This window comes from Mycobacterium sp. IDUB_1 (assembly GCF_055419625.1).
On sequence record NZ_JBVAYA010000001.1, the window covers coordinates 663,261 to 683,349 of the forward strand.

Sequence of the window (20,089 nt, forward strand, 5' to 3'; positions counted from 1 at the left end):
TCCGGCGGCCCGACCGTGACCAGGATGAGCTCGAAGGACTCCGTCAGGGTAGACAGGGCGTCCGCCGGCAGAGGATCGAAGAACAGTCGGCGAACCAGATCGAGGTGCGCCGGCGTCGCGGCCGCGATCGAGCGGCGGCCTTCGCCCGTGAGGAGGGCATCGGTGGCACGTGGATCTCTGGGCGAGGGTCGACGCGCGGTCAGGCCGCCTCGTTCACACATGCGCCGCAGTTGGTGCGACACGCGCTGCGCTCCCAGCCGATCTCGACGGCGAGGTCGGAGACCTGCGCGACCCCCTCAGGCCTGGCGCTGAGCGCCAGGAGCATTTCGTAGTCGGCCAGGGACAACCCGCTGTCCCTGAGCAGCTGCCGGTTCATTTCGTAATGGATGCGCGACTGCACATATGTGAACGCAGTCCACGCGCGTTGCTGCTGCGTCGTCAGTCCTCGCGGGTCACTACTCGATGACACTGTCTCGACCTCCGGAGAATGCGACCGACACGACGCCGTTGGACGCAGACGCCAAGCACATGGCGCGACCCGGCCAATCTTCGCAGTTGGTCGATGACCCGCCCGCGCGATTAGGCGAAGTTCACCGATGCGCAGTCGGCGTCCAGTGGTGACCATGGGCCGGTGACAGTCACAGCACGAGGACGGGGTGGGGCGAAGGCCCGGGACAGACGTCGACGTTCGCACCTGATGCCGTCGACGGTGTGTTCGATCGTGCTGTCGGCCGCCGCGATGGGCAGTCCCCCTGCTGCACAGGCCGATTCAGTGGAGATGGCCCCACAGCACTACGTGAAGAACACCCGTGACGGCTGGAGCCTGTCGATCGACATCGCCGGCGAACGCGTCAACGCCGTTCCCAACCTCGCAGCGGCGACGAACTCCCGTGAGGCCTTCGTGACGTTCAGCGCGACGGCGACGGCCGCCGGAGGAGGGGCGCCCATCACCGACAGTGTGTTCATCGCCGGGTATCAACTGGGTTGTCAATCCGACGTGTCGAGTGGTCTGGGTGTCGGCGGGGCCGGCGCCTTCGGCGGCAACGCGTCCCTGACGGGAATGCCAGCGGGCGCCGGTGGCCTGACGGGGTTCCTCCAGACCACGGTTCAGCCGGGTGTGATCGTCGACGTGCCGATGGCCAACATGGCCCTCAACGACGGCAGCGCCATGTTGGACGTGGACAACATCCACATCAAGGCCGACGCCTGCGGGGGTGACGTCACCATCAGGTCATACGCCTATCTTCGAACGTCCACCTCGGCAGCGCATTCGGAGTTCGCCATCTACGGCGATCCCATCAAGATTTGAGAAAGGGGGGTCATGAGCTCGAAGTTTCCGCTGGCGTTGTTCGTCGTCTCTCTGGCGACGCTCATCGCGACGCCCGCGCCGGCGTCCGCCGAGCCGAGTCCCGGCCCGCCGCCATTCATTCCGCCCAACTACGGCTACCCCACCGCAGGACTCCTCGCACCTGGCGTCTTGGGCAGACCCTACGGCTATGCGACGTTTTACAATCCCATCCCCCCGGGCGGCGCGCCCGGTCTGTTCGACGCGGCCGGGGTGGGGATAGCCACCAATGCCGACCCCGGTCAATCTGGCGTGGGCATGCCCGGGTCGCGACTGGGTAACGCGCCCAACAGATTTGGACCGAACGGACCCGCGCCAGGGGTTCGTACCTCCGACAGCGCTGCCGGGGGGGTGAATGTCGGCGCCACCGGTGTGTCCACTGACTTGGAGGATCCCTACGGTCGGGCCCCGGTGGCGCCACCGCAAGGCAACGAATCAACGTTGCCCGCGTCCGTCCTGGGGCCGTGACGATTGGGGAGGTCGATTACCAGTGCAGCGCCGCAGCGGCGAAGTCCGCCGCCTGGTCGATCGCACCGTTGTCGACGTAGGCGCTGTGCGCAGGGCGGTCCCGCCCTCCGGGCTCGCACACCGGATCCCCTGGGTTGCACAGCTGAAGGACCTTGCTGGCGAACGGAGCACCGATGACGATGGGCGGCGCCTGTGAGTCCAGAAGGGTCACGATGCCAGGCGATGGCAGACCAAACAGGACCACCGCGGCCACGTGTGAGGCGACGTCGGGGGACAGCGGGCCGGTGATACCCGGCGGGAGGTCGTAGTTCGGCGGCAGATGGTCGAAGGTGGTGTAAGCCGCCACCGCAGCCCCCTGCGAGAAGCCGCCAAGCACCATCTTCGTCTGCGGGCACGACTGCGCGATGTCGCGAATGGTGTTGCTCGCGTCAATGACACCATCGACGACCCGGGGAAAGTCCAGCGAAGCGGGGTAGTCGACCGGATGTTCGTCGACGGTGTGGGTGCCCGCACGGGCCCGCAGCGCCGCGATGAACGGATCGCCCACCTTGCCTGCGCCCGGCCCCTCGAACGTACCGCGGGCAAAGATTACCAAAGCATCTGAACACGCGTCCGCGGCCGCGGCAGACGGGTCGAGATTCGCAACGGCAACCGCGCCTCCGACGACCAGTGCTGCTGCCATGACGGTCTCTCCCAGAATCAATCTGTGTCGCTTGATGTTTCGCTCCCTCAGTGACCGCGCACGTTGCCCGGCCGGCTTGCCCGGGCTCTCGCGAAGTGTCACCCGTGGGCGACCCATGAGCCAAGAGATAGGCAATTCATACCGAGTGCTGGGCGTGCGCGTCGCCGTTGCGATCGTCGAATATGTCACAGTGGCAATCGCTTTCAAACGCCCAACATCATCGGGCCACACCGCATAGCATCAGCGACGATGCGCGCAATTCATTACGACCGCCAAGGTGCAGCCCGCGACGTTCTGGTGTTCGGCGAGTCGCCGACACCGGTGGCGGGACCCGGTGAGGTGCTCGTCCGTGTGCACCGGTCGGGCATCAACCCCAGTGACGTCAAGAACCGTACGGGCTTCGTCTCGACGATGGCCTTCGACAGCGTCATACCCCATCAGGACGGGTCCGGAGTCATCGAGGCGGTGGGCGACGGCATATCCTCCGACCGCGTCGGTGAACGCGTCTGGATTTACGAGGCGCAGTATGGCCGCGCCGCAGGGACGGCAGCCGACTACGTCGCGGTGCCCTCGGGCAATGCGGTCGCACTCCCCGACGGCGTGTCGTTCGACGTCGGTGCGGCGCTTGGTGTTCCGGCGATGACCGCGCACCGGTGCCTCTTTGCCGATGGCGGCCTTCGAGGTCGACGTGTCCTGGTTCACGGCGGCGCCGGCGCGGTGGGCTCCGCCGCCGTCCAGTTGGCCAAGTGGGCCGGCGCCTGGGTCGTGGCGACGGTCCGTCGGCCCGAACAGATGCAGATCGTGCGCCAATCAGGAGCCGACCTCGTGCTGAACCTGCGCGAGGTCGACGTCGCCGCCGCCGTCCGAGCCGCTACCGACGGGGCGGGCGTCGATCGCGTCGTCGACGTCGACGTCGTCGCCAACGGCGAGCTCGATCTGGCGTGTCTGGCCAACGGCGGTGCCATCAGCGCGTACTCGGTTGGCGATCCGGACGCCACCGTGTCGGTGCCGGCGATGCCGTTCATGCTGGCCAACGGCGCAGTGCGCTTCGTCTACGTCTACACGATGCCGAACCACGCGAAAGTGGCTGCAATCGGGGATATTACGAGGTGTCTCGCCGCGGATTCCTACCGACCGCAGATCGGCCTCGTCCTGCCTCTAGAGCGGACCGCCGATGGCCACGACGCGGTCGAGGCGGGCGTCGTACAGGGCAAGGTCCTCATTGCCGTCACCGACTCCTGAGTGGTCCGACCCGCCGCCCCAACGCCGTCGGATCGGTGATTACCGCCTAAAGGCCACGTGATGGCACCGAGGTCGACGTACGGTCCCCGCGTGATACCGCAGCGCCGCCCAGCGGCCCTCCCATGGTGACGCCGAGCTCGCCGACGGCACCGATTCCACTCAGTTGGCTCTGGGTCCTGGCCCTCCTCACCGCGGTTGGTCCCCTGTCGGTCGACATGTATCTGCCGGCCTTTCCCGCCATGACCGAGGAGTTTGGTGCCGCCCCGGCGACCATGCAGGTGACATTGATGACCTTCATGGTCGGCATGGCCACCGGGCAACTGGTCGGCCCGTTGTCCGACCGGTGGGGACGACGCCCGCTTCTGCTGGCGGGTACCGTGCTGTGCGCCGGCGCAGGTGTGGCCTGCGCGCTCGCCCCGTCCGTCGAACTGCTCGCGGCATTCAGATTCCTGCAAGGATTTGGGGGCGCCGCCGGTGTCGTGCTCAGCCGAGCGATCGTCTCCGACCGCGCCGAAGGCGCCGCCGCGGCGCGGATCTTCAGCCTGATGATGATCATCAACGGTGCAGCACCCATAGCGGCGCCGCTCATCGGCGGCAGCCTGTCCGGGGTCATCGGGTGGCGCGGAGTGTTCGGCATTCTCTCGGGCCTCGCCGTGGTGATGGTGCTCGGCGCCACCTTCGTGCTCTCCGAGACGCACCCCGCTTCGCGGAGCTCGGACGGTGGAAGCCGCAGCACGACGCGTGGCTTGAAGGACACCCTCGGCAATCGCCAATTCGTCGGGTATTCCCTCGCCTTTGCATCTGGCTTCTCGGTGATGTTCGCCTTCATCTCCGCCTCCCCGTTCGTTCTTCAGACCATCCTCGGCCTGTCGACCACCGGTAACGGAATCGCTGTCGCCGCCAATGCAATCGGGCTTCTGATCATGAACGCCGTCAACGCCAGACTGGTCGTACGTTTCGGCCAACGACGGCTGCTGGCCACTGGGGTAGGACTGCTTGCAGTGTTCTCCAGTCTTGTGTTGGTCGACGCGCTTACGGGACCGCGGATTTGGGTAATGCTGCCCCTGCTGTGGTGCACGGTAACCAGTCTCGGACTGGTGGTCGCAAATGCCACCTCCCTTGCGCTGGACCAAGTTCGCCGAGTGGCGGGAACGGGCTCGGCCGTACTGGGACTGCTCCAGTATGCGCTCGCGGCTGTCGTGTCGCCGGTGGTCGGCGTCGCCGGGAGCGGCACCGCAGTGCCCATGTCCATCACGATGACGGTGTGCGCGTTGGTAGCGATCGGCGCGTTCCTCAGCTCAGGTGCTGCCCACTCGCCAATCGACCGCCACGGCCGTAGCTGACGACAGCCCGGGGACAAGACCGCCAAGCCCACCCCCGGCCACCACTGCAACCACGGCGACGGCCGTCGTCTCGGACCGCGGACACGGCATCGCCCTAAAGTTGCACAGCGTGGGGGCTTTCGCCTGGGTCGACGTCCAACGTGCGCAGCCGGAACGCCGACGATGCCCCCCTGATCGAGCGGGCGGACCCCTGCGACGGAAGGCCGACGTCAGGTCAGTGCGCCGAGAAGTTGGTTGAACGCCTCGGTCATGGACGGGTGGGTGTAGATCTCGTCGCGCAGCTGTGTGGCGGTGATGCCGTGGCGCATCGCCAGGGACACCACGTTGATCACCTCGTGGGAGTCGTAGCTCAGCAGGGCCGCGCCAAGGATCGCGTCGTCGTCGGCGTCGACCACGACCTTCATCATTCCTCGGGCCTCGTCGACGATGCGCGCCCGCGGCACCGTCGCCATCGTGGCGACGGGCAGCGCCGCGACCCGTACCCGTCGCCCGGAGGCGCGGGCGTCGCGTTCGGTCAGACCCACCCGTGCCAGCGGCGGCGTCATGAAGAGCGTGTACGGCACCGCCTTTCGGTCGGTCGTGCTGCGCGTGCCGGATCCGACGAGTTGGTCGAGCACGATGCGGTAGTCGTCGAGGGAGACGTAGGTGAACTGCGGTCCGCCGTTGACGTCGCCCATCGCGAAGACGTGGGGCTGGCTGGTGCGCAGGTGGTCGTCGACGGCCACCGCCCCGGCGTCGGTCATGTCGATTCCCGCCGCGTCCAGCCGCAGCCCGTCGGTGACCGGCCGCCGGCCCGCCGCGGCGAGGACGAGGTCGGCGTCGACCGATTCGAGCGCACCGTGACCGTGGTAGGACACCGTTGCCGGTGCGTCCGCGCCGGCCCGCACCTCGCGAACCTCGGCGTCGATGACGACGGTGACACCGTTCTCGCGCAACAGGTCCCGGGCGCACGCGGCGACGTCGTCGTCCTCCTGGCCGAGGATTTCGGAGTGGCGTTCGAGCACCGTGACGTCCGAGCCGTAGGCGGCGTACATGGCCGCGAACTCCAGGCCGACGTAACCGCCACCGAGGACCACGAGACGTCGGGGCAGCTCCGGCGTCGCGAGCAGGTCGGTGCTGGTGACCATCACGCCGCTGTCTGCCAGGCCGGGGACGTCCGGAATCCGGGGTTCGGACCCGGTGCTGACGACGAGGTGCTCGGCGGACACGACCACCGTGCCGCCACCGTCGACGAGGGTGACCTTGACGGTGTGCGGGTCGACGAATTCGGCCCGGCCGGTGAGCACCGAGACCGATTCGATGCCGTCGAGCATGGCGAAGTTGTCCGCCCTCAGCTTGGCGGTCAGCGCGAGCTCGTTCTCCACTGCCCGGCGGTAGGCGGCGGGGCCGCGTTCACTAAGTTGTTCTGCTTGGTAGACAAGGGACTTCGTCGGCACGCAGCCGATGTTGATGCAGGTGCCGCCGTACATCTTCGCGGACTGCTCGATCATCACCACCCGCTTGCCCTTGCGCCCGAGGGTGGCGGCCAGGGTCTTGGCGCCCTTGCCGAATCCGATCACGGCAAGGTCCGCCGCGACGGACGTGCCGTTGGTGGTTTCGGTCATCGAGCTCTCCTGGGGGTCGGGGTCGTGCTGGGGTCGATTTCGTTGTTGAGGAGCACCGGCGCTTGTCCTGACCGGGCCAGACATAAAGCATCTAGCGTCGATGTTTCCAGGCTGCAATGGGTTTCGTCGCCGCTGCCATGGAACCAACGCCACGGTGGCCCTAACCAACAGGCGGCTCAGGGCCGAACTGTTGCGTTCGGTGAATCAGCGTCCAATTGCCGCGAAACAGCGGTGTGATGACCTGCGTCCGCCACCGCCATGAGCCGTCGACCGTCTCGAATGTGCTCTCGAACCAGCACGCCGACACCAACTCGGCTAGCCCGACCTCGTTGAGGGCGAACAGGCTCAGATAGTTGCGGACCCGCGCCCGGTTCGGCGCGGCGAGGTCGTCGAGTTCGATCGACACTGCAGACATGGCGTGCTGGGTTCGGGCATCGTCCCTGACCACCGACTTACCCCAACGAACTACCGCGTCGCTACCGTCGGCGTCGGCGAAGAAATAGCGACCCTGGCTGAAGAGGGCGGCCAGCCGTGGCCAGTCGTGTGCGTCGGAGGCGATTGCGTATTCGAAGAGCTGGCGGTGGATCTCTTGGTGGGCGGCCAATCCTCCAAGGCTCATTCGACCTCCCCGACTCAAACGATGACATGCAGACGGCGCCGCAACCGGGGCACGCGATCATCAGTGTGGCCCGGCGTGACCGCCACGCCCGGCAGGATAGGCATGTTCTGCCGAGTCCCCGCCTACTCAGCGCCCCCTGGGAGACAGGGCAGCGTTCACCTGGGCCGCTAGGTCGCGCCAGATCGTCTGGCGGGCACGGCTTCGGCGGGATGCAGGCGATCTATGAGTTTGCCCTTCGCCTCGTTCGACATCCCATGTCGACCGGTGCCGCCCACGAGCAGTCGGAGCCTTTACGTCGCTGATGCACGCTCTCCCGATTGGCCATGGGAGGTCCGCAGACCAATGACCGACCGCGGCGACATGTTCTTGCATTTGGCGTCAACCGAAACCGTTGGGGCACCGACCTGAGATTCCGGGGCCATCGTGCTCCAAAGGCCCGTGACACGTCGAAATCGGAGCGTTTGCATCAGTATGGGTTTCCTTGCAGGTCATCACGCCGTACGCAAAGGTCGGAGCGGAGGACGCGCACCAACAGCTGCGGCCCGTCAGGTCAGCGGCGCGTCGGCGATCGCGTCGAACACGGCCTCTAGCAGTTGCACCAGCTGATCGGGACGGCGGCCGTTGAGCGCCGCAGTGCCCATCACGCTCCGCATCAGCAGGACCCCACTGATCACCGACAGCAGCACGTCGCTGCGCAACTGGCGCCCTGGTGCCGAAAGTTGGCGGGCCAAGCGCCTCCCCACGTTCCGCTCTATCGCGTCGCGGACGATGGCCGCAGCACGCGGATTCGACGCCGACCTCAGCATGATCAGGAACGGTTCGAGGTGGTCGGCATCCGGACCGGAGCGAGCGACCAGCGCCGCCGCGGCGTCGCGTGACACATCGCCGGATCTCTCGGCGATGAAAACCGGGGACGAGAACGAGGTCTCGACAGCTTCGGCGAACAGTTGCTCCTTCGACCCGAAGTACCGATTCACCAGCATGGCGGTCACCCCGGCGTCGCCGGCGATGTCACGCACGCCGACACCGTCGTACCCGGCACTCGCAAAGTTGCGGATGGCGGAGGCCAATATCGCTTCACGGGTGGCGGCGGCGTTGCGCGGGCGCACACGGTCGGTAGGCATGCCCAGACGGTAGGGAATACCACGGGCAATGTCTACGTCTGTATATTTCGTTCATGTCTACAGTCGTATACCGATGGAACTTGGTGGGAGAAGCAATGAGCACAGAATCGCACGTCATCCTCGTCTCCGGCGCCTCGCGCGGGCTCGGACGCCACATCACCGAAGCTGCCCTCAACGCAGGGCATCGCGTCGTCGCCGGCGCCCGTACCACCTCCGCTCTCGATGACATCGCTCTTGCGCACCCCGACCGCCTCGCCATCGTCGAGCTCGACGTAGCCAACGACGACCACGTTCGCGCCGCCATCGCCACCGCCCTTGACCGCTTCGGCCGCCTCGACGTGTTGGTCAACAACGCCGGCTACGCCAACATGGGAGCCATCGAGGACGTCGACTTCGAAGACTTCCGCGCCCAGGTCGACACGAATTTCTTCGGCGTAGTGCGGTTGACTCGGGCGGCGTTGCCGATCATGCGGGCACAACGCAACGGGCACATCGTCCAGGTGTCGTCGGTGGGTGGCCGGATGGCGCGGCCAGGCCTCGCGGCATATCAATCGTCGAAGTGGGCCGTCACCGGTTTTTCGGGGGTACTCGCTCAAGAGGTCGCCCCGTTGGGCATCAAGGTCACCGTCTTGGAACCAGGCGGCATGCGGACCGATTGGGCCGGTTCCTCGATGCGCATCGACCCGGTGCGCGAAGACTATGAGTCCACCGTCGGCGCCGCTGCGGCGCTGAGCAATTCGACGTCGATCGGCGCCAGCGACCCTGCGAAGGTCGCCGCGCTGCTCCTCGAGATCGTCGACATGGCCGAGCCACCCCACAGACTCCTCGTCGGCCCCGACGCCTTCCGCTACGGGACCGCGGCGGGGCGCAACCTATTGGCCGCCGACGAGCAACACGAACAGCTCAGCGTGTCGACCGCCGCCGACGACGCCACCGCCGACCAGCTCGACCCGCTGGCCTCTCGAGGTCGCTAGATGGTCATGGAACTACACACCTACACGCTGAGAGACTTCGAGGCTCTGCGCCGCTACACCGAGGACTTCTGGCCCCGGCACATCCGCACCCTGCACGATTACGGCATCACCGTCCACGGAGTATGGATCGACGACGATGCCGACAAGCCTCGCGTCATCGCCCTCGTCGGCTACCCACCGAACAGCGATCCGACCGAATTAGCGGAGAGGTACTGCGCCAGTGTGGATTTCGACGAGGACCACGAGGACTTCGACGACTCGCTGATAACCGCCCGCCAGACCACACGGCTTACACCGATTGGCAACACCGCGCTGTGAACCTTCGTGTCCCGATCGCAGTGTCCCGCTCGGGGTAAGACACCGTGCGATCGATGTTCAACCGAAGCCGGGCATGACCGACAGCGCCGTCACAATCGTCGCGGTGGACACCGCCATCGAGACGACGTTGCCGATGAATGGGTGAAAGTCCGGGGGCAGCCGTCGAGCGATCGCCGCGGCGACCGGTGGCCCGACGAGTGCACCGAGTACCGCCCCGGTCACGATTGCCTGTACGGAGCCGTGGAACGCGAGAACCGTTGCCGGAGCGATGGACACGACGGGAACGAAGGTGGGATACCAGCCGTAGGTCGCCCACTGCCGGTGCCACAGCGCCGCACTGAGCGCGGCGGTCAGGACCTGTGACGTCAGCAGTTCGGGAAGCAGGTTCCCGACATTGCCTGCCATCGCAGGGTTGAGGAGGTAGCTAATCACCGTGCCGGCCAGCAATCCGGCGCCGGCCCATTCATTGCCGATGAACTGAGCCTCGGTGAAGTCGGCCAGGATGCGCCGCGACAACCATCGCGGTCCTTGTCGACTGGTGTCTACGAAATGGTGGGGAGACCCGGCGATGCAGCGCGGTACCATCACGCGCGGTGTACGCATCCAGGGCATATGCCGACACAACGCGAACGCCGCCACTGCGCTGATCGCCATGCCCGTGGTCGCCCCGACCACGGGGGGAAGACCAAGCGGGCGGCACCCAAAGTTCACCGCGACCAACGCGGCGGGGGTGCTCAGCGCCGCGCCCAGGACCGCCCCGGACAGCGCCACCGATCCTCGGCCTCCGTACACCAGGACGACGGCCGCGGGAACCGACGCAAACGGTACGAACGTGGGCTGCCACACGCCCGACGCGGCGATCGTCCACCCCCACGCTGCGTTGCTCAGCACCAGACCCAGGGCTGCGCTGCCCACTGCCCAGGCGAACAGGCCAGTGCCGGAGGTGACCGGAAAACCCCGCCAGCGCGTCTTCGACCTGGTGGCCCGGTGGGCAAGGTACCCGCCCATCAGCATCAACGCGCCGGCCAAAGCGGAATGCGCGTAGCCAGGTTCGGTGGTATCCCCAAGTATCCAGACAATCCACGATGCCACGTCGGCGTAGTCGCCCTCCCATCCGGCGTAGGCGGGCATGACCACCGGTAGCGACGGGCGCAGCCTGTCTAGACCAAGCAGCGTCACCGTCGCGGAACCCGCAATCAGCGCTGCGGTCATCCACAAGGTGAACGCTGAGGCACGTTCCCGCACGGCGGAATTGGAGTAGGTAACGACGCATCGCGCGGATGTACGTGCCACGTCCCGCCCGCGGTTCGACTGCGACGAATTACTCAATGCGTTTGAGCTCCTCCCGCGGCTCGGTGTTCCTGGAGCGCAACGCAGCGAGTCGACAGTACAGCGGAGCGAGGTGTCTGGGCACGGACTCTGTCATCAACCGGCGCCGTCGTCGCCGGACGCGGAGCGATCGCAGGCGTGGGATCGCGGCACTCCGCACAGCAACACAGCCGGCGGTGCCTTCAAGGTAGACAAGCGGTTGTCTCATTTCAACTTTGTGCCGAACCACCGCTGGTGTGCTCGCGACGCCCTGTAACCAATCCGGTTGTGGAGGCCTCTCGTGAGACCTGCGTCATGACGGTGGTGGTTCGCCCTTGCAGCCCCCGCCGTCGGCAAACGCCCATCATCCGGCTGTGGGTCAATCGCCATGGCGACGCCTTGGTTCAGCTCACGTGGGTCGACGGGCTAACGTGAATGCCTGTCCGTTCGCACCAGGGGCAACGGCGCCCAAACCGGCCCGGACCATACGCTCGCGTGGCCCCCATCGTCGCATCGATGAGCATCGGCGCCGCGAAGGATAGCGCTGCGCGAATCGTGGGCACCCCGGAAGTCACGAATTGCCGAAAGCTGCAATGACGTTGTCGGCCCCCCGAGTGACACGTCTATGTATAACCGTAGATGTTCACCACAGCCCGCGTCGGGGAGTAATTGGAGCACACCACGCATCGCCTCATGGATAATCGAGATATCCACGACGGGTAACAGGCCGCCGCGCCGTCATCGCTTGTGACAGTTGATGAAACGGCACCCCGCTTGTCGTCAAAGGACCCTCGACGTGTTGCAGCCGCCGAATGAAGCCACACCCGCCGATCGGCCCTCGTACATCACTGCAGCGGCAACCGCTGCGTTCGCGTCAGCAGCCCGCCCACCGAAATCTCACTTTCATGTCCAATTGGACACCCACGACAGGCTGGTGACGGCCGCGGCGTCGGCCCTCGCCCCGGGCCGACCGTCGAAGCCGGTGACACGCGCCGGATCCACTCAAACATTCACCGCAGTCTCATTACCGCCCCGCCAAGCGCCGGGGACCCAGAATTCTCACTTTCATGTCCAATTGGACATCAGGTGGACGTTTTACTTGAGAAGTGGACATCAAACTTGAGAAGCCACACATCGTACAACTCCCGGCTACTGCTTCGCCATATTCGCGAACCGCGACAGATGCAGCTGATGCGCGACCGTCACTGTTCGCGTCGGGCCGGCGCGGTGCTTGGCGACGATCAGATCAGCCTCGCCACCACGCGGGTCGTCATTGTCGAACGCGTCCGGACGGTGAAGCAGCACAACCATATCCGCGTCCTGCTCGATCGAGCCCGACTCACGCAGATCCGACAACTGCGGCTTCTTGTCCGTTCGCTGCTCCGGACCACGGTTCAGCTGGCTCATCGCGACCACCGGAACTTCAAGCTCTTTAGCCAAAAGCTTGATCTGGCGGGAGAATTCGGACACTTCCTGCTGGCGCGACTCGACCTTCTTGCCTGACGTCATCAGCTGCAGGTAGTCGATCACGACGAGCCGCAGGTCTGTCTTCTGCTTCAGCCTTCGCGCCTTGGCACGGATCTCCATCATCGTCAGGTTCGGCGAATCGTCGATGTAGAGCGGCGCCTCGCTGATCTCACTCATGCGGCGCGCCAGCTTCGTCCAGTCGTCGTCACTCATCTTGCCCGACCGCATATCGGCGAGCTTGATCCGCGCCTCCGCCGACAGCAGACGCATGACGATCTCGGTCTTACTCATCTCCAGCGAGAACACGATGCTCGGCAGGTGATGCTTGATCGAGCACGACCGCATGAAGTCCAGGCCCAGCGTCGAGTTGTGCGTCGGGATCATCGACCGGCTTGCCAGATACATGTGACTGGCGTTGTCGACCTCCACGCACCGAACCGGCACGCTCGGCACCGGCCGAACATCGACAATGAATCGGGAGTTGGACCGCACGCTGCTGCGGGCGCGACGCTCCTTGTGCAGCACGTCTTTTCGGTGCAACCCGAACACGCTGTCCGTGGCTGAGAAGTTGACGAGATAAGCCGTTGACGTTGCCTCCGAGCGCCCCTTGACCGTCTTCGTCGCCACCTGGCAGCGGTATCCGAGCGACACGACGAGCTCGCGGAAGTCCTCTGCCAGACGCCGATTCGTCACGCAGAACTGCACCGCGCCACCATTGGTCACTGTGCCGTCGGTATCCAGCAGCCCTGCCAGGAGCGCACGCCGCTGAGCCTCCGACGCCCGCAGGTACTCGGTCGGGATGTGCTTGTTCCCCAGCACCCCGAGCGTTCGGAGACGGCCCTGAACGGTGACCAGCCCCTCCCCTTCGATCCGCATGAGGATCTCCGGGTCGACAGTCGTGATTTGTGCAGCCATCGATGTGCCGTCGCCCAACCAAGCGCCCAGCGTGTACGGCGGCACGAGCAGTTCCGCCTCGACACCTTGGATGGGCGCCGCGTTCCGCACCGAGTGATTGAGGCGACGATCAGCTGTCGCGCACCGCAGCGTTTCGGCGATCTCGCGCGTTGTGCGGATGTCGTCGGCGTCGTGGGCGGATCTGCGCGACGCACGGGTGCGGGTCAGCCACTGATGCTCGGCATCTGCGACGATCACTGTGCCATCGGAGAACTCGACCTCGAAGCACGGGCGCTCGGTCATCACCTCGGTCGCGGCCACCACGCGCGTCGGCATGCCGTCGGGCCCGATCAGCTCGTCCCCGACGGCGACCTCACCCATCGTCGTCCAGCCCGACGGCGTCGGCAGCGGCGTGTCCAGCGCCAGCGCCTTACCCATTCCGGGACGTGCGGCGACGACGATCATCTGGCCCGGATGCAGCCCGTTGGTCAGCTCGTCGAGTTCAGTGAAGCCCGTCGGCACGCCCTTGGAGATTCCGCCCTGGGAAGCGATCGCGTCGATCTCGTCCATCGTCGGCTGCAACAGTTCTTCGAGCGGGACGAAGTCCTCGGTGGCACGCCGCTCGGTGACGTCGTAGATCTCCGCCTGTGCGCGGTCCACGATCTCGTTGACGTCCGCGCCCTCGGCACCGGCGTAGCCGTACTGCACGACCCTGGTGCCCGCCTCCACCAGCCGGCGCAGCAGCGACTTCTCCGCGACGATCTCGGCGTAGAACCCGGCATTGGCCGCCGTCGGCACCGTGGAGATCAGCGTGTGCAGATAGGGCGCGCCACCGACGCGGCGCAGCAGCCCCCTTCGGTCGAGTTCGGCGGCCACGGTGACCGCGTCAGCGGGCTCTCCGCGGCCGTACAGATCCAGCACGGCGTCGTAGACGAGTTGGTTGGCTGGCTTATAGAAGTCGCCTGGGCGCAGGCGCTCAAGGACGTCGGCGATCGCGTCCTTGCTGAGCAGCATGCCGCCCAGCACGGCCTGCTCGGCCGCGAGGTCCTGCGGCGGCTGTCGACCGAAATCCTCGTTCGGAGGAGGCTCCATGGCCGCACGATCATCAGGCCGGCCCAAGTCATCGACGACAGCCACGCGGTGACCTCACCCCTCCCAAGTGTCGAACGGACGTTCGATGAGACTGTAGACCGGCGTACCGACACTGCCCCCGCGGCGTCCGTCACCGTGTCCGCGACGGCCAACGCTAGACGTTGCTACAGAAGACGCAACCATCCCTTGTTGACAGAGCTGGGGATGGAATGTGGATAGGTCTGGTGAGTCATGTTGAGCTGCTGGGGACAACTTGTGGATCAACACTGTGATCTGGTCCGTTTCCGCAGATGATCGCCTGTTGGGAAGGTATCAGCTCTGTGGATGGTAAATCAGTCGGCGTGTCGACCCGGGTTGACTTCTCGGGCGTGTTGCGTTTCGACTGAGGGCCGAGGAGGTTAACACCGGGTTATGTTCGCTGTGGCGAGATTCGCCGGGAAAGTTCGCCGAGCACGACAACGGCCGGGTTCGGACCTCTCGGTCCTCACCCGGCCGTTGACTCGTCAGTTGTTAGTTGGCGACCACGTTCACCGACACGGTCGCGGCCACATCGTGGTGCAGCCGGATCGTGACGGCGTGCGTGCCCACGCTCTTGATGTGCGCCTTGGGCAGCTGCACGGTGCGCTTGTCGAGATTGGGTCCGCCGGCCTTCTTGATCGCTGCGACCACGTCGGCCGCGGTGACCGAGCCGAACAGCTTGCCTGAGTCCCCGGCGGTCTTCACAGACAGCTCGACGCCGTCGAGACCCTCGATCGCCGTCTTCAACTCGTTGGCATGCTCGAGGCTCTTGACGCCCTTGAGCTCCTGCGCGCGCCGGATGTCCTCGGCCTGGCGCTGCGCACCACGGGTGGCCACGATCGCCAGCCCGCGGGGCAGCAGGTAGTTACGCCCGTAGCCGTCCTTGACCTCGACCGCGTCGCCGGCCGTTCCGAGGTGCTCGACCTCGGCAGTAAGAATCAGTTTCATCTCAATCGTCCTTACCGCGTCGCCGAGCTGAACGGCAGCAGCGCGACCTCGCGGGCGTTCTTCACGGCGATCGCGATATCGCGCTGGTGCTGAACGCAATTGCCGGTCACCCGACGGGCGCGAATCTTGCCGCGCTCGCTGATGTAGGTGCGCAGTAGCGCGGTGTCCTTGTAGTCGATGTTCTGCCCCTTCTTCGAGCAGAACACGCACTTGCGTGTCTTGACCGGCTTTTCCGGAGCCGGACGCCTCTTGGTGGAGGACTTGGCCATGTGTCTAACTCTTTCTCGAAATCACTCGAATTATGTTGTCTCAGAAGGGCGGTTCATCGTCAGCGCCGCCAAAGGAGCCCGACGCGGGCGCGCTGCCCCACGGGTCGTCCTTGGGCTGCTCGGAGCCGCGCGACGAATTACCGCCACCGCCGCCGCCGAAACCGCCACCGCCGCCGCCACTGCGGCTCGCCTTGTTCACCTTCGCGGTCGCGTAGCGCAGCGACGGCCCGATCTCGTCGACCTCGACCTCGACCACCGTGCGCTTCTCACCCTCGCGGGTTTCGAAGGAGCGCTGCTTGAGCCGGCCCGTCACGATGACGCGCGACCCACGGGTCAGGCTTTCGGCCACGTTCTCGGCGGCCTCACGCCAGATGTTGCACCGCAGGAACAGCGCTTCGCCGTCCTTCCACTCCCCGCTCTGACGGTCGTAGATGCGCGGGGTGGACGCAACGGTGAAGTTGGCCACCGCGGCACCGGACGGCGTGAAACGCAGTTCCGGATCGGCGGTCAGGTTTCCTACGACGGTGATGGTGGTGTCACCAGCCACGAGTTCCTCCTTGGTGAGCGGACGTTGGGCGCGAGCCTACGCAGCGGCTCCGACGATCGGCACTCTTTAGTGCTTGTCGGTCCGCATCACCTTGGTCCGCAGAACGGACTCGTTGAGGTTGAGCTGACGATCGAGCTCAGAGACCGTCGCGGGCTCGGCTTTGACGTCGACGATCGCGTAGATGCCCTCGGCATGCTTGGCGATCTCGTACGCCAACCGGCGCCGGCCCCAGATGTCGACCTTGTCGACACTGCCACCGTCCTTGCGGATGACGTTCAGGAACGTCTCCAACGACGGAGCAACGGTGCGCTCGTCGAGTGTGGGGTCGAGAATGACCATGATTTCGTATGGACGCATAGGAACCCATCACCTCCTCTGGTCTGATCGGCCACGGCGTGTCCATGGCAGGAGGGTCGCCTGCGTCGGCAACCGGCCAAGGCTACATGACCAGGGAGGACAGAACGAAATCGCTAGCGGCGAACAGGCCAGTCCCAGACCGACATGTCGCCCTTGGGGTAGTTCATGCAGACATCCGTGGCGTGCGCCACGACACCCTTGTTGTTGAAGAACAGCTTGGCCCAGTTGCCCCAGTGCGTGGCCACGTTCTCGTAGTAGACGTTGGTGGCGGTGTCCTCGGAGTACTGACGCCGCCCGACCGGATCCAGAGAGAAGAACCAGTGGATGCGATCGAACGCCTGCTGCTGGACGTCGGCCGGGCGGTTACTCCGGTCGATCATGTACCGCTCGAAGTACACCGGGCTGGTGTCGCGGGCGGCGGCCATGTACTGCTCGACGTCGCAGGTAGTGACGATGATGCGGTGCGGGATCGGATAGTCGTCAGTGGAATCAGCCTGAGCGGTGCCCGCCGCGCCGAACAGCGCGCCCGCGGCAGCAGCCGTCGCCAGTGCGGTCCTCAGCACTCGACTCGCCAAACCGGTCATGGTCGCTCCTACCTCGTCGAATGCGGGCGCGCATCGCGCCGTGGGCCAACTATATAGCGCAGCTAGGCAGCTGCCCAGTCCGATGCTCAGCCGCCGTTGGTGACGGGGTTCGACGACAGCGTGATGAACTGGCCGTGCTTCCACACGCCCCAGCGGCCACCCCACATCGACGTCCACACCACCGGCTCGTTGTTCCACATGTCGGCCGGCTTGCGTGGCGCCCAGTTCGGCACCGGCTCACCCGGCGGATTCGGGGGGAACTCGGCCGGGCCGGGCGGAGGCGGGGGCGGTTGAGCGACGGACGTCGCCGCGCCGAAGCCCAGCGCACCCGCGGCGAATCCGCCGAGGATCAGCGCGACGGGCACGGTCTTGGTTAGAAAACTCATGAGACGACTCCAGCCTGCAGACTGCACAAAGATGCTTAGCAAATATAACCACTACGCGGCACCGGGAAACACCCCGGTTTCGAACTCCAGGGTGCCGGGTAGAGCGCGATGATGTCCCGGCCGGAGATCGTCGACCGGATTCTGGCGCACGGCGGCGTCCGCCGCACGGTACGGGCCGGCTTCGTCGCCAGCGGTCTCCTGCACTTCCTCATCGCCTACGTGATCGCCAGGATCGCGCTCGGCCGCGGTGGGCACGCCGATCCCTCAGGCGCCATGGCGACGATCGCCGCCGCCACCGACGGAGTGCTGATCCTGTGGGCGATCGCCGCGGCACTCGTGCCGCTGGCCGCCTGGCGTCTGACCGAAGCGCTCCTCGGTCTGCATCCAGCCGAGGGGGGCCGTGACCCCAGCGACGCCAGCATCGGTAACCGGCTCAAAGCCCTTGGCCTGCTGGGGGTCTACTGCAGCGTGGGGTACACCTGCGTGCGGTTCGCGATCGGGCGTCGTGAACCCAGCAGCGAGCAGAACTCCGGAGCGAGTGCTGTTCTGATGCAATCGTTTTCAGGTCGAACCCTGCTGGTCATCGTCGGAGCGGTGATCGCGGTGATCGGCGGCTACTACGCCTACAAGGGAGCTTCCCGCCGCTTCGTCGACGACCTGACCACCTCCGGCGGCAGGGTGGTCGTCGTGCTCGGGGTGTACGGCTACGTCGCCGAGGGCGCCGTCTACGCGCTGGCCGGGGTGTTGGTGATCGTGGCCGCCGTGCGGGCCGACCCGGCCAAAGCGGCCGGCCTCGACGCCGCGGTCCAAGCGCTGGGGTCGGCGACATCCGGCGACGCGATCCTGTGGTTCGCCGCCCTCGGTTTCGCTGCCTACGGGTTGTACAGCTTCGCGCTGGCTCGGTGGGCGCGGATGTGACCGCGCGGCTGTAGCCAATCCGGCACCCACGACGGATAGGCATCCGGGGCGCGCTCGAACGGGCCGCCCGCCGGATCGTCTGTGCCGTCAGCGCGGACCAGGTCGCGCTCCGGTCGATAGATCTGCCGAATGATCAACGCGCACAACGTGACGACCGCGATATCGCGCAGGAGCACGGTCGCGGTGAACCATTGCTCGGGTAGTCCCTTGTTCTGTTCGCCGAACAGGTAGAGCATGCGCGGCACCCAGACCAGCATGTCGATCGTCATCCACGCCAGCAGCACCCTCCGGTGCGGCAGCGCCAGCACCGCCAACGGCACGAGCCACAGCGAGAACTGCGGACTCCACACCTTGTTGGTCAACAGGAACGCCGCCACCACCAGAAAGGCGATCTGCGCGATGCGCGGCCGGCGTGCGGCAGTCAGGGTGATGTAGCCGATCGCGATGCAGCACGCCACGAACAGAGCGGCGCTGAAGGTGTTGAGCACCACCGGCGGCTCCCAGAAGCCGAGGTTCGGATCGAACCCCTGCCACCCGGTGAACGACTTCACCACGTTGTAGAGCGAATCCATGTCGTCGCCGCGACGGGTGTTGAGCCGGAAGAACTCCGACCACCCCCGCGGGAACAGAAGCATGATCGGCAGATTCACCACCAACCAGGTCGCCACCGCGGCGAGCGCTGTCGTGGCGACCTCCCGCAATCGCGACGTGCGTATGGCCAACAGCACCATGGGAATCAGCAGCAGGAGTGGATAGAGCTTGGCCGCCACCCCGAGGCCGATCAGCACGCCGGCGAGGACAGGCCGTCGGCGGGCCCACGCCAGCAACGCACCGGCGGCGCACGCGGTCGCGAGGGCGTCGAAGTTGGTGAAGATCTGGAAGATCACCAGCGGTGAGGCCGCCACCAGGGCGGCGTCCCAGATGCGGCGGGCACCCGCCAGCAGCGCCGTCGCCCACACCGTCGTCAGCCACGCCAGCGCAAGCCCGAACGCGGAGATGTTGAAGAACATCACCACCTCGGCGATGATCGGCACCGACGTCAGCTTGGTCAATGTCGTGTACGTCTTGGCCAGCGACATCGACAGGTACTGGTAGATCCCGGTCAGCACCGGATACTCCATGTAGCGGACCGCGGGGGTGCCGTCGTACTGGGCGCGCGGCATACCCTTCTCGTCGGTCTCCAGCCAGCTCGACTTGTACGGGAACTTCCCGAGATTCAGCAGTTCCGCGGTGTAGAGCGGCACGGTGTCGGAGTAGCAGAGCTCGTAGTAGGCCCGGTTGTTGGCCCAATTGCCCACCCGCTGATCGGCGGTACCCGTCCCCGTCGTCTGCAGGCACGCCGCCTTCGTCGAGTAGCCCAGCGCCAGGAACACCAGGGCGATGAGCAGCATCACCCGCAGCGGGGTCAGGAATCGGGTACGACCGATCAGCGCGTGCCGGCCGACGGGACCGCCGATGGTGCCCGACAGCGCGGCGCCGAGAGTGTCTGTGCGGCTGGGGAAGTCGCGGTCGTCGAGGCTCCGGAGGTCTTCTGCCAGCGGAGCCGGCGATTCGACACCTGCCAGCGGAGCCGGCGAGTCGA

General features: G+C 66.0%; 21 protein-coding genes. 7 read left to right on the forward strand and 14 right to left on the reverse strand.

Annotation, left to right across the window (positions count from 1 at the left end; genetic code table 11):
* Positions 1-199: 199 nt before the first annotated feature.
* The gene (locus tag ACZYYX_RS03390; protein ID WP_463812986.1) at positions 200-376 is read right to left on the reverse strand and encodes a hypothetical protein; all 177 of its coding nucleotides are present in this window, start codon (positions 374-376) and stop codon (positions 200-202) included.
* 321 nt (positions 377-697) lie between these two features.
* Here ACZYYX_RS03390 and ACZYYX_RS03395 point away from each other — a divergent pair, with 321 nt between their 5' ends.
* Both ACZYYX_RS03395 and ACZYYX_RS03400 read left to right on the forward strand, forming a co-directional pair.
* Positions 698-1,309, forward strand: a complete 612-nt coding sequence (locus tag ACZYYX_RS03395; RefSeq protein ID WP_463812988.1) for an MspA family porin — start codon at positions 698-700, stop codon at positions 1,307-1,309.
* Positions 1,310-1,321: 12 nt separating this feature from the next.
* Positions 1,322-1,813, forward strand: a complete 492-nt coding sequence (locus ACZYYX_RS03400; protein ID WP_463812989.1) for a hypothetical protein — start codon at positions 1,322-1,324, stop codon at positions 1,811-1,813.
* A gap of 16 nt (positions 1,814-1,829) precedes the next feature.
* On the opposite strand, the gene ACZYYX_RS03405 is transcribed toward ACZYYX_RS03400, so the two are convergent.
* Entirely contained in the window at positions 1,830-2,495 is a 666-nt protein-coding gene (locus ACZYYX_RS03405; RefSeq protein ID WP_463812991.1) for a cutinase family protein, read from the reverse strand.
* Positions 2,496-2,744: 249 nt separating this feature from the next.
* On the opposite strand from ACZYYX_RS03405, the gene ACZYYX_RS03410 reads away from it, so the two are divergent.
* Together ACZYYX_RS03410 and ACZYYX_RS03415 are read left to right on the forward strand one after the other, a co-directional pair.
* Complete coding sequence (locus tag ACZYYX_RS03410; RefSeq protein WP_463812993.1) at positions 2,745-3,737, forward strand: NADPH:quinone reductase; 993 nt, start codon at positions 2,745-2,747, stop codon at positions 3,735-3,737.
* Positions 3,738-3,859: 122 nt separating this feature from the next.
* Positions 3,860-5,080, forward strand: a complete 1,221-nt coding sequence (locus ACZYYX_RS03415; RefSeq protein WP_463812995.1) for a multidrug effflux MFS transporter — start codon at positions 3,860-3,862, stop codon at positions 5,078-5,080.
* A 209-nt stretch (positions 5,081-5,289) separates the two neighbouring features.
* Here ACZYYX_RS03415 and ACZYYX_RS03420 read toward each other — a convergent pair whose 3' ends face one another.
* The 3 genes from ACZYYX_RS03420 to ACZYYX_RS03430 form a co-directional block, all read right to left on the reverse strand.
* A complete protein-coding gene (locus tag ACZYYX_RS03420) occupies positions 5,290-6,684 on the reverse strand; it encodes an FAD-dependent oxidoreductase (RefSeq protein WP_463812996.1) in 1,395 nt (464 codons plus the stop codon).
* 160 nt (positions 6,685-6,844) lie between these two features.
* On the reverse strand, positions 6,845-7,303 hold the full coding sequence (locus ACZYYX_RS03425) for a nuclear transport factor 2 family protein (RefSeq protein WP_463812998.1): 459 nt from the start codon (positions 7,301-7,303) through the stop codon (positions 6,845-6,847).
* A gap of 545 nt (positions 7,304-7,848) precedes the next feature.
* On the reverse strand, positions 7,849-8,427 hold the full coding sequence (locus ACZYYX_RS03430; RefSeq protein ID WP_463813000.1) for a TetR/AcrR family transcriptional regulator: 579 nt from the start codon (positions 8,425-8,427) through the stop codon (positions 7,849-7,851).
* Positions 8,428-8,522: 95 nt separating this feature from the next.
* On the opposite strand from ACZYYX_RS03430, the gene ACZYYX_RS03435 reads away from it, so the two are divergent.
* Both ACZYYX_RS03435 and ACZYYX_RS03440 read left to right on the forward strand, forming a co-directional pair.
* Complete coding sequence (locus ACZYYX_RS03435; protein WP_463813002.1) at positions 8,523-9,401, forward strand: SDR family NAD(P)-dependent oxidoreductase; 879 nt, start codon at positions 8,523-8,525, stop codon at positions 9,399-9,401.
* Entirely contained in the window at positions 9,402-9,719 is a 318-nt protein-coding gene (locus ACZYYX_RS03440) for an NIPSNAP domain-containing protein (protein WP_463813004.1), read from the forward strand. It abuts the gene before it with no gap.
* A 57-nt stretch (positions 9,720-9,776) separates the two neighbouring features.
* Here the strand turns inward: ACZYYX_RS03440 and ACZYYX_RS03445 are convergent, their stop codons facing one another.
* The 8 genes from ACZYYX_RS03445 to ACZYYX_RS03480 form a co-directional block, all read right to left on the reverse strand.
* Positions 9,777-10,931: a hypothetical protein gene (locus ACZYYX_RS03445; RefSeq protein ID WP_463813006.1), complete on the reverse strand. Its 1,155-nt coding sequence runs from the start codon at positions 10,929-10,931 to the stop codon at positions 9,777-9,779.
* A gap of 1,245 nt (positions 10,932-12,176) precedes the next feature.
* Positions 12,177-14,525: a replicative DNA helicase gene (gene dnaB, locus ACZYYX_RS03450; RefSeq protein ID WP_463813008.1), complete on the reverse strand. Its 2,349-nt coding sequence runs from the start codon at positions 14,523-14,525 to the stop codon at positions 12,177-12,179.
* Between the two features lie 465 nt (positions 14,526-14,990).
* The gene (gene rplI, locus ACZYYX_RS03455) at positions 14,991-15,446 is read right to left on the reverse strand and encodes a 50S ribosomal protein L9 (protein WP_463813010.1); all 456 of its coding nucleotides are present in this window, start codon (positions 15,444-15,446) and stop codon (positions 14,991-14,993) included.
* An 11-nt stretch (positions 15,447-15,457) separates the two neighbouring features.
* Complete coding sequence (gene rpsR, locus ACZYYX_RS03460; protein ID WP_335330002.1) at positions 15,458-15,715, reverse strand: 30S ribosomal protein S18; 258 nt, start codon at positions 15,713-15,715, stop codon at positions 15,458-15,460.
* A 40-nt stretch (positions 15,716-15,755) separates the two neighbouring features.
* Complete coding sequence (locus ACZYYX_RS03465) at positions 15,756-16,262, reverse strand: single-stranded DNA-binding protein (protein WP_043403644.1); 507 nt, start codon at positions 16,260-16,262, stop codon at positions 15,756-15,758.
* Positions 16,263-16,328: 66 nt separating this feature from the next.
* On the reverse strand, positions 16,329-16,619 hold the full coding sequence (gene rpsF, locus ACZYYX_RS03470; RefSeq protein WP_003931678.1) for a 30S ribosomal protein S6: 291 nt from the start codon (positions 16,617-16,619) through the stop codon (positions 16,329-16,331).
* A 113-nt stretch (positions 16,620-16,732) separates the two neighbouring features.
* Positions 16,733-17,203, reverse strand: a complete 471-nt coding sequence (locus ACZYYX_RS03475) for a DUF5078 domain-containing protein (protein ID WP_463813013.1) — start codon at positions 17,201-17,203, stop codon at positions 16,733-16,735.
* Between the two features lie 86 nt (positions 17,204-17,289).
* On the reverse strand, positions 17,290-17,589 hold the full coding sequence (locus ACZYYX_RS03480) for a hypothetical protein (RefSeq protein ID WP_463813015.1): 300 nt from the start codon (positions 17,587-17,589) through the stop codon (positions 17,290-17,292).
* Between the two features lie 108 nt (positions 17,590-17,697).
* On the opposite strand from ACZYYX_RS03480, the gene ACZYYX_RS03485 reads away from it, so the two are divergent.
* A complete protein-coding gene (locus ACZYYX_RS03485; protein ID WP_463813017.1) occupies positions 17,698-18,507 on the forward strand; it encodes a DUF1206 domain-containing protein in 810 nt (269 codons plus the stop codon).
* Here ACZYYX_RS03485 and ACZYYX_RS03490 read toward each other — a convergent pair.
* Positions 18,462-20,072, reverse strand: coding sequence for a glycosyltransferase family 87 protein (locus ACZYYX_RS03490; RefSeq protein ID WP_463814789.1), 1,611 nt, complete (start codon positions 20,070-20,072; stop codon positions 18,462-18,464). The two genes, ACZYYX_RS03485 and ACZYYX_RS03490, sit on opposite strands and share 46 nt — an antisense overlap.
* Between the last annotated feature and the right edge of the window lie 17 nt (positions 20,073-20,089).

Bases quoted from the DNA above. Each gene is read 5' to 3' on its own strand.
- ACZYYX_RS03435 (WP_463813002.1), top strand. From the start codon at position 8,523: ATGAGCACAGAATCGCACGTCATCCTCGTCTCCGGCGCCTCGCGCGGG.
- ACZYYX_RS03420 (WP_463812996.1), bottom strand. From the start codon at position 6,684: ATGACCGAAACCACCAACGGCACGTCCGTCGCGGCGGACCTTGCCGTG.
- rpsR (WP_335330002.1), bottom strand. From the start codon at position 15,715: ATGGCCAAGTCCTCCACCAAGAGGCGTCCGGCTCCGGAAAAGCCGGTC.
- ACZYYX_RS03445 (WP_463813006.1), bottom strand. From the start codon at position 10,931: ATGACCGCAGCGCTGATTGCGGGTTCCGCGACGGTGACGCTGCTTGGT.
- ACZYYX_RS03415 (WP_463812995.1), top strand. From the start codon at position 3,860: ATGGTGACGCCGAGCTCGCCGACGGCACCGATTCCACTCAGTTGGCTC.
- ACZYYX_RS03400 (WP_463812989.1), top strand. From the start codon at position 1,322: ATGAGCTCGAAGTTTCCGCTGGCGTTGTTCGTCGTCTCTCTGGCGACG.
- ACZYYX_RS03475 (WP_463813013.1), bottom strand. From the start codon at position 17,203: ATGACCGGTTTGGCGAGTCGAGTGCTGAGGACCGCACTGGCGACGGCT.
- ACZYYX_RS03395 (WP_463812988.1), top strand. From the start codon at position 698: ATGCCGTCGACGGTGTGTTCGATCGTGCTGTCGGCCGCCGCGATGGGC.
- ACZYYX_RS03485 (WP_463813017.1), top strand. From the start codon at position 17,698: ATGATGTCCCGGCCGGAGATCGTCGACCGGATTCTGGCGCACGGCGGC.
- ACZYYX_RS03410 (WP_463812993.1), top strand. From the start codon at position 2,745: ATGCGCGCAATTCATTACGACCGCCAAGGTGCAGCCCGCGACGTTCTG.
- ACZYYX_RS03430 (WP_463813000.1), bottom strand. From the start codon at position 8,427: ATGCCTACCGACCGTGTGCGCCCGCGCAACGCCGCCGCCACCCGTGAA.
- rpsF (WP_003931678.1), bottom strand. From the start codon at position 16,619: ATGCGTCCATACGAAATCATGGTCATTCTCGACCCCACACTCGACGAG.
- ACZYYX_RS03440 (WP_463813004.1), top strand. From the start codon at position 9,402: ATGGTCATGGAACTACACACCTACACGCTGAGAGACTTCGAGGCTCTG.
- rplI (WP_463813010.1), bottom strand. From the start codon at position 15,446: ATGAAACTGATTCTTACTGCCGAGGTCGAGCACCTCGGAACGGCCGGC.
- ACZYYX_RS03480 (WP_463813015.1), bottom strand. From the start codon at position 17,589: ATGAGTTTTCTAACCAAGACCGTGCCCGTCGCGCTGATCCTCGGCGGA.
- ACZYYX_RS03425 (WP_463812998.1), bottom strand. From the start codon at position 7,303: ATGAGCCTTGGAGGATTGGCCGCCCACCAAGAGATCCACCGCCAGCTC.
- ACZYYX_RS03390 (WP_463812986.1), bottom strand. From the start codon at position 376: ATGAACCGGCAGCTGCTCAGGGACAGCGGGTTGTCCCTGGCCGACTAC.
- ACZYYX_RS03405 (WP_463812991.1), bottom strand. From the start codon at position 2,495: ATGGCAGCAGCACTGGTCGTCGGAGGCGCGGTTGCCGTTGCGAATCTC.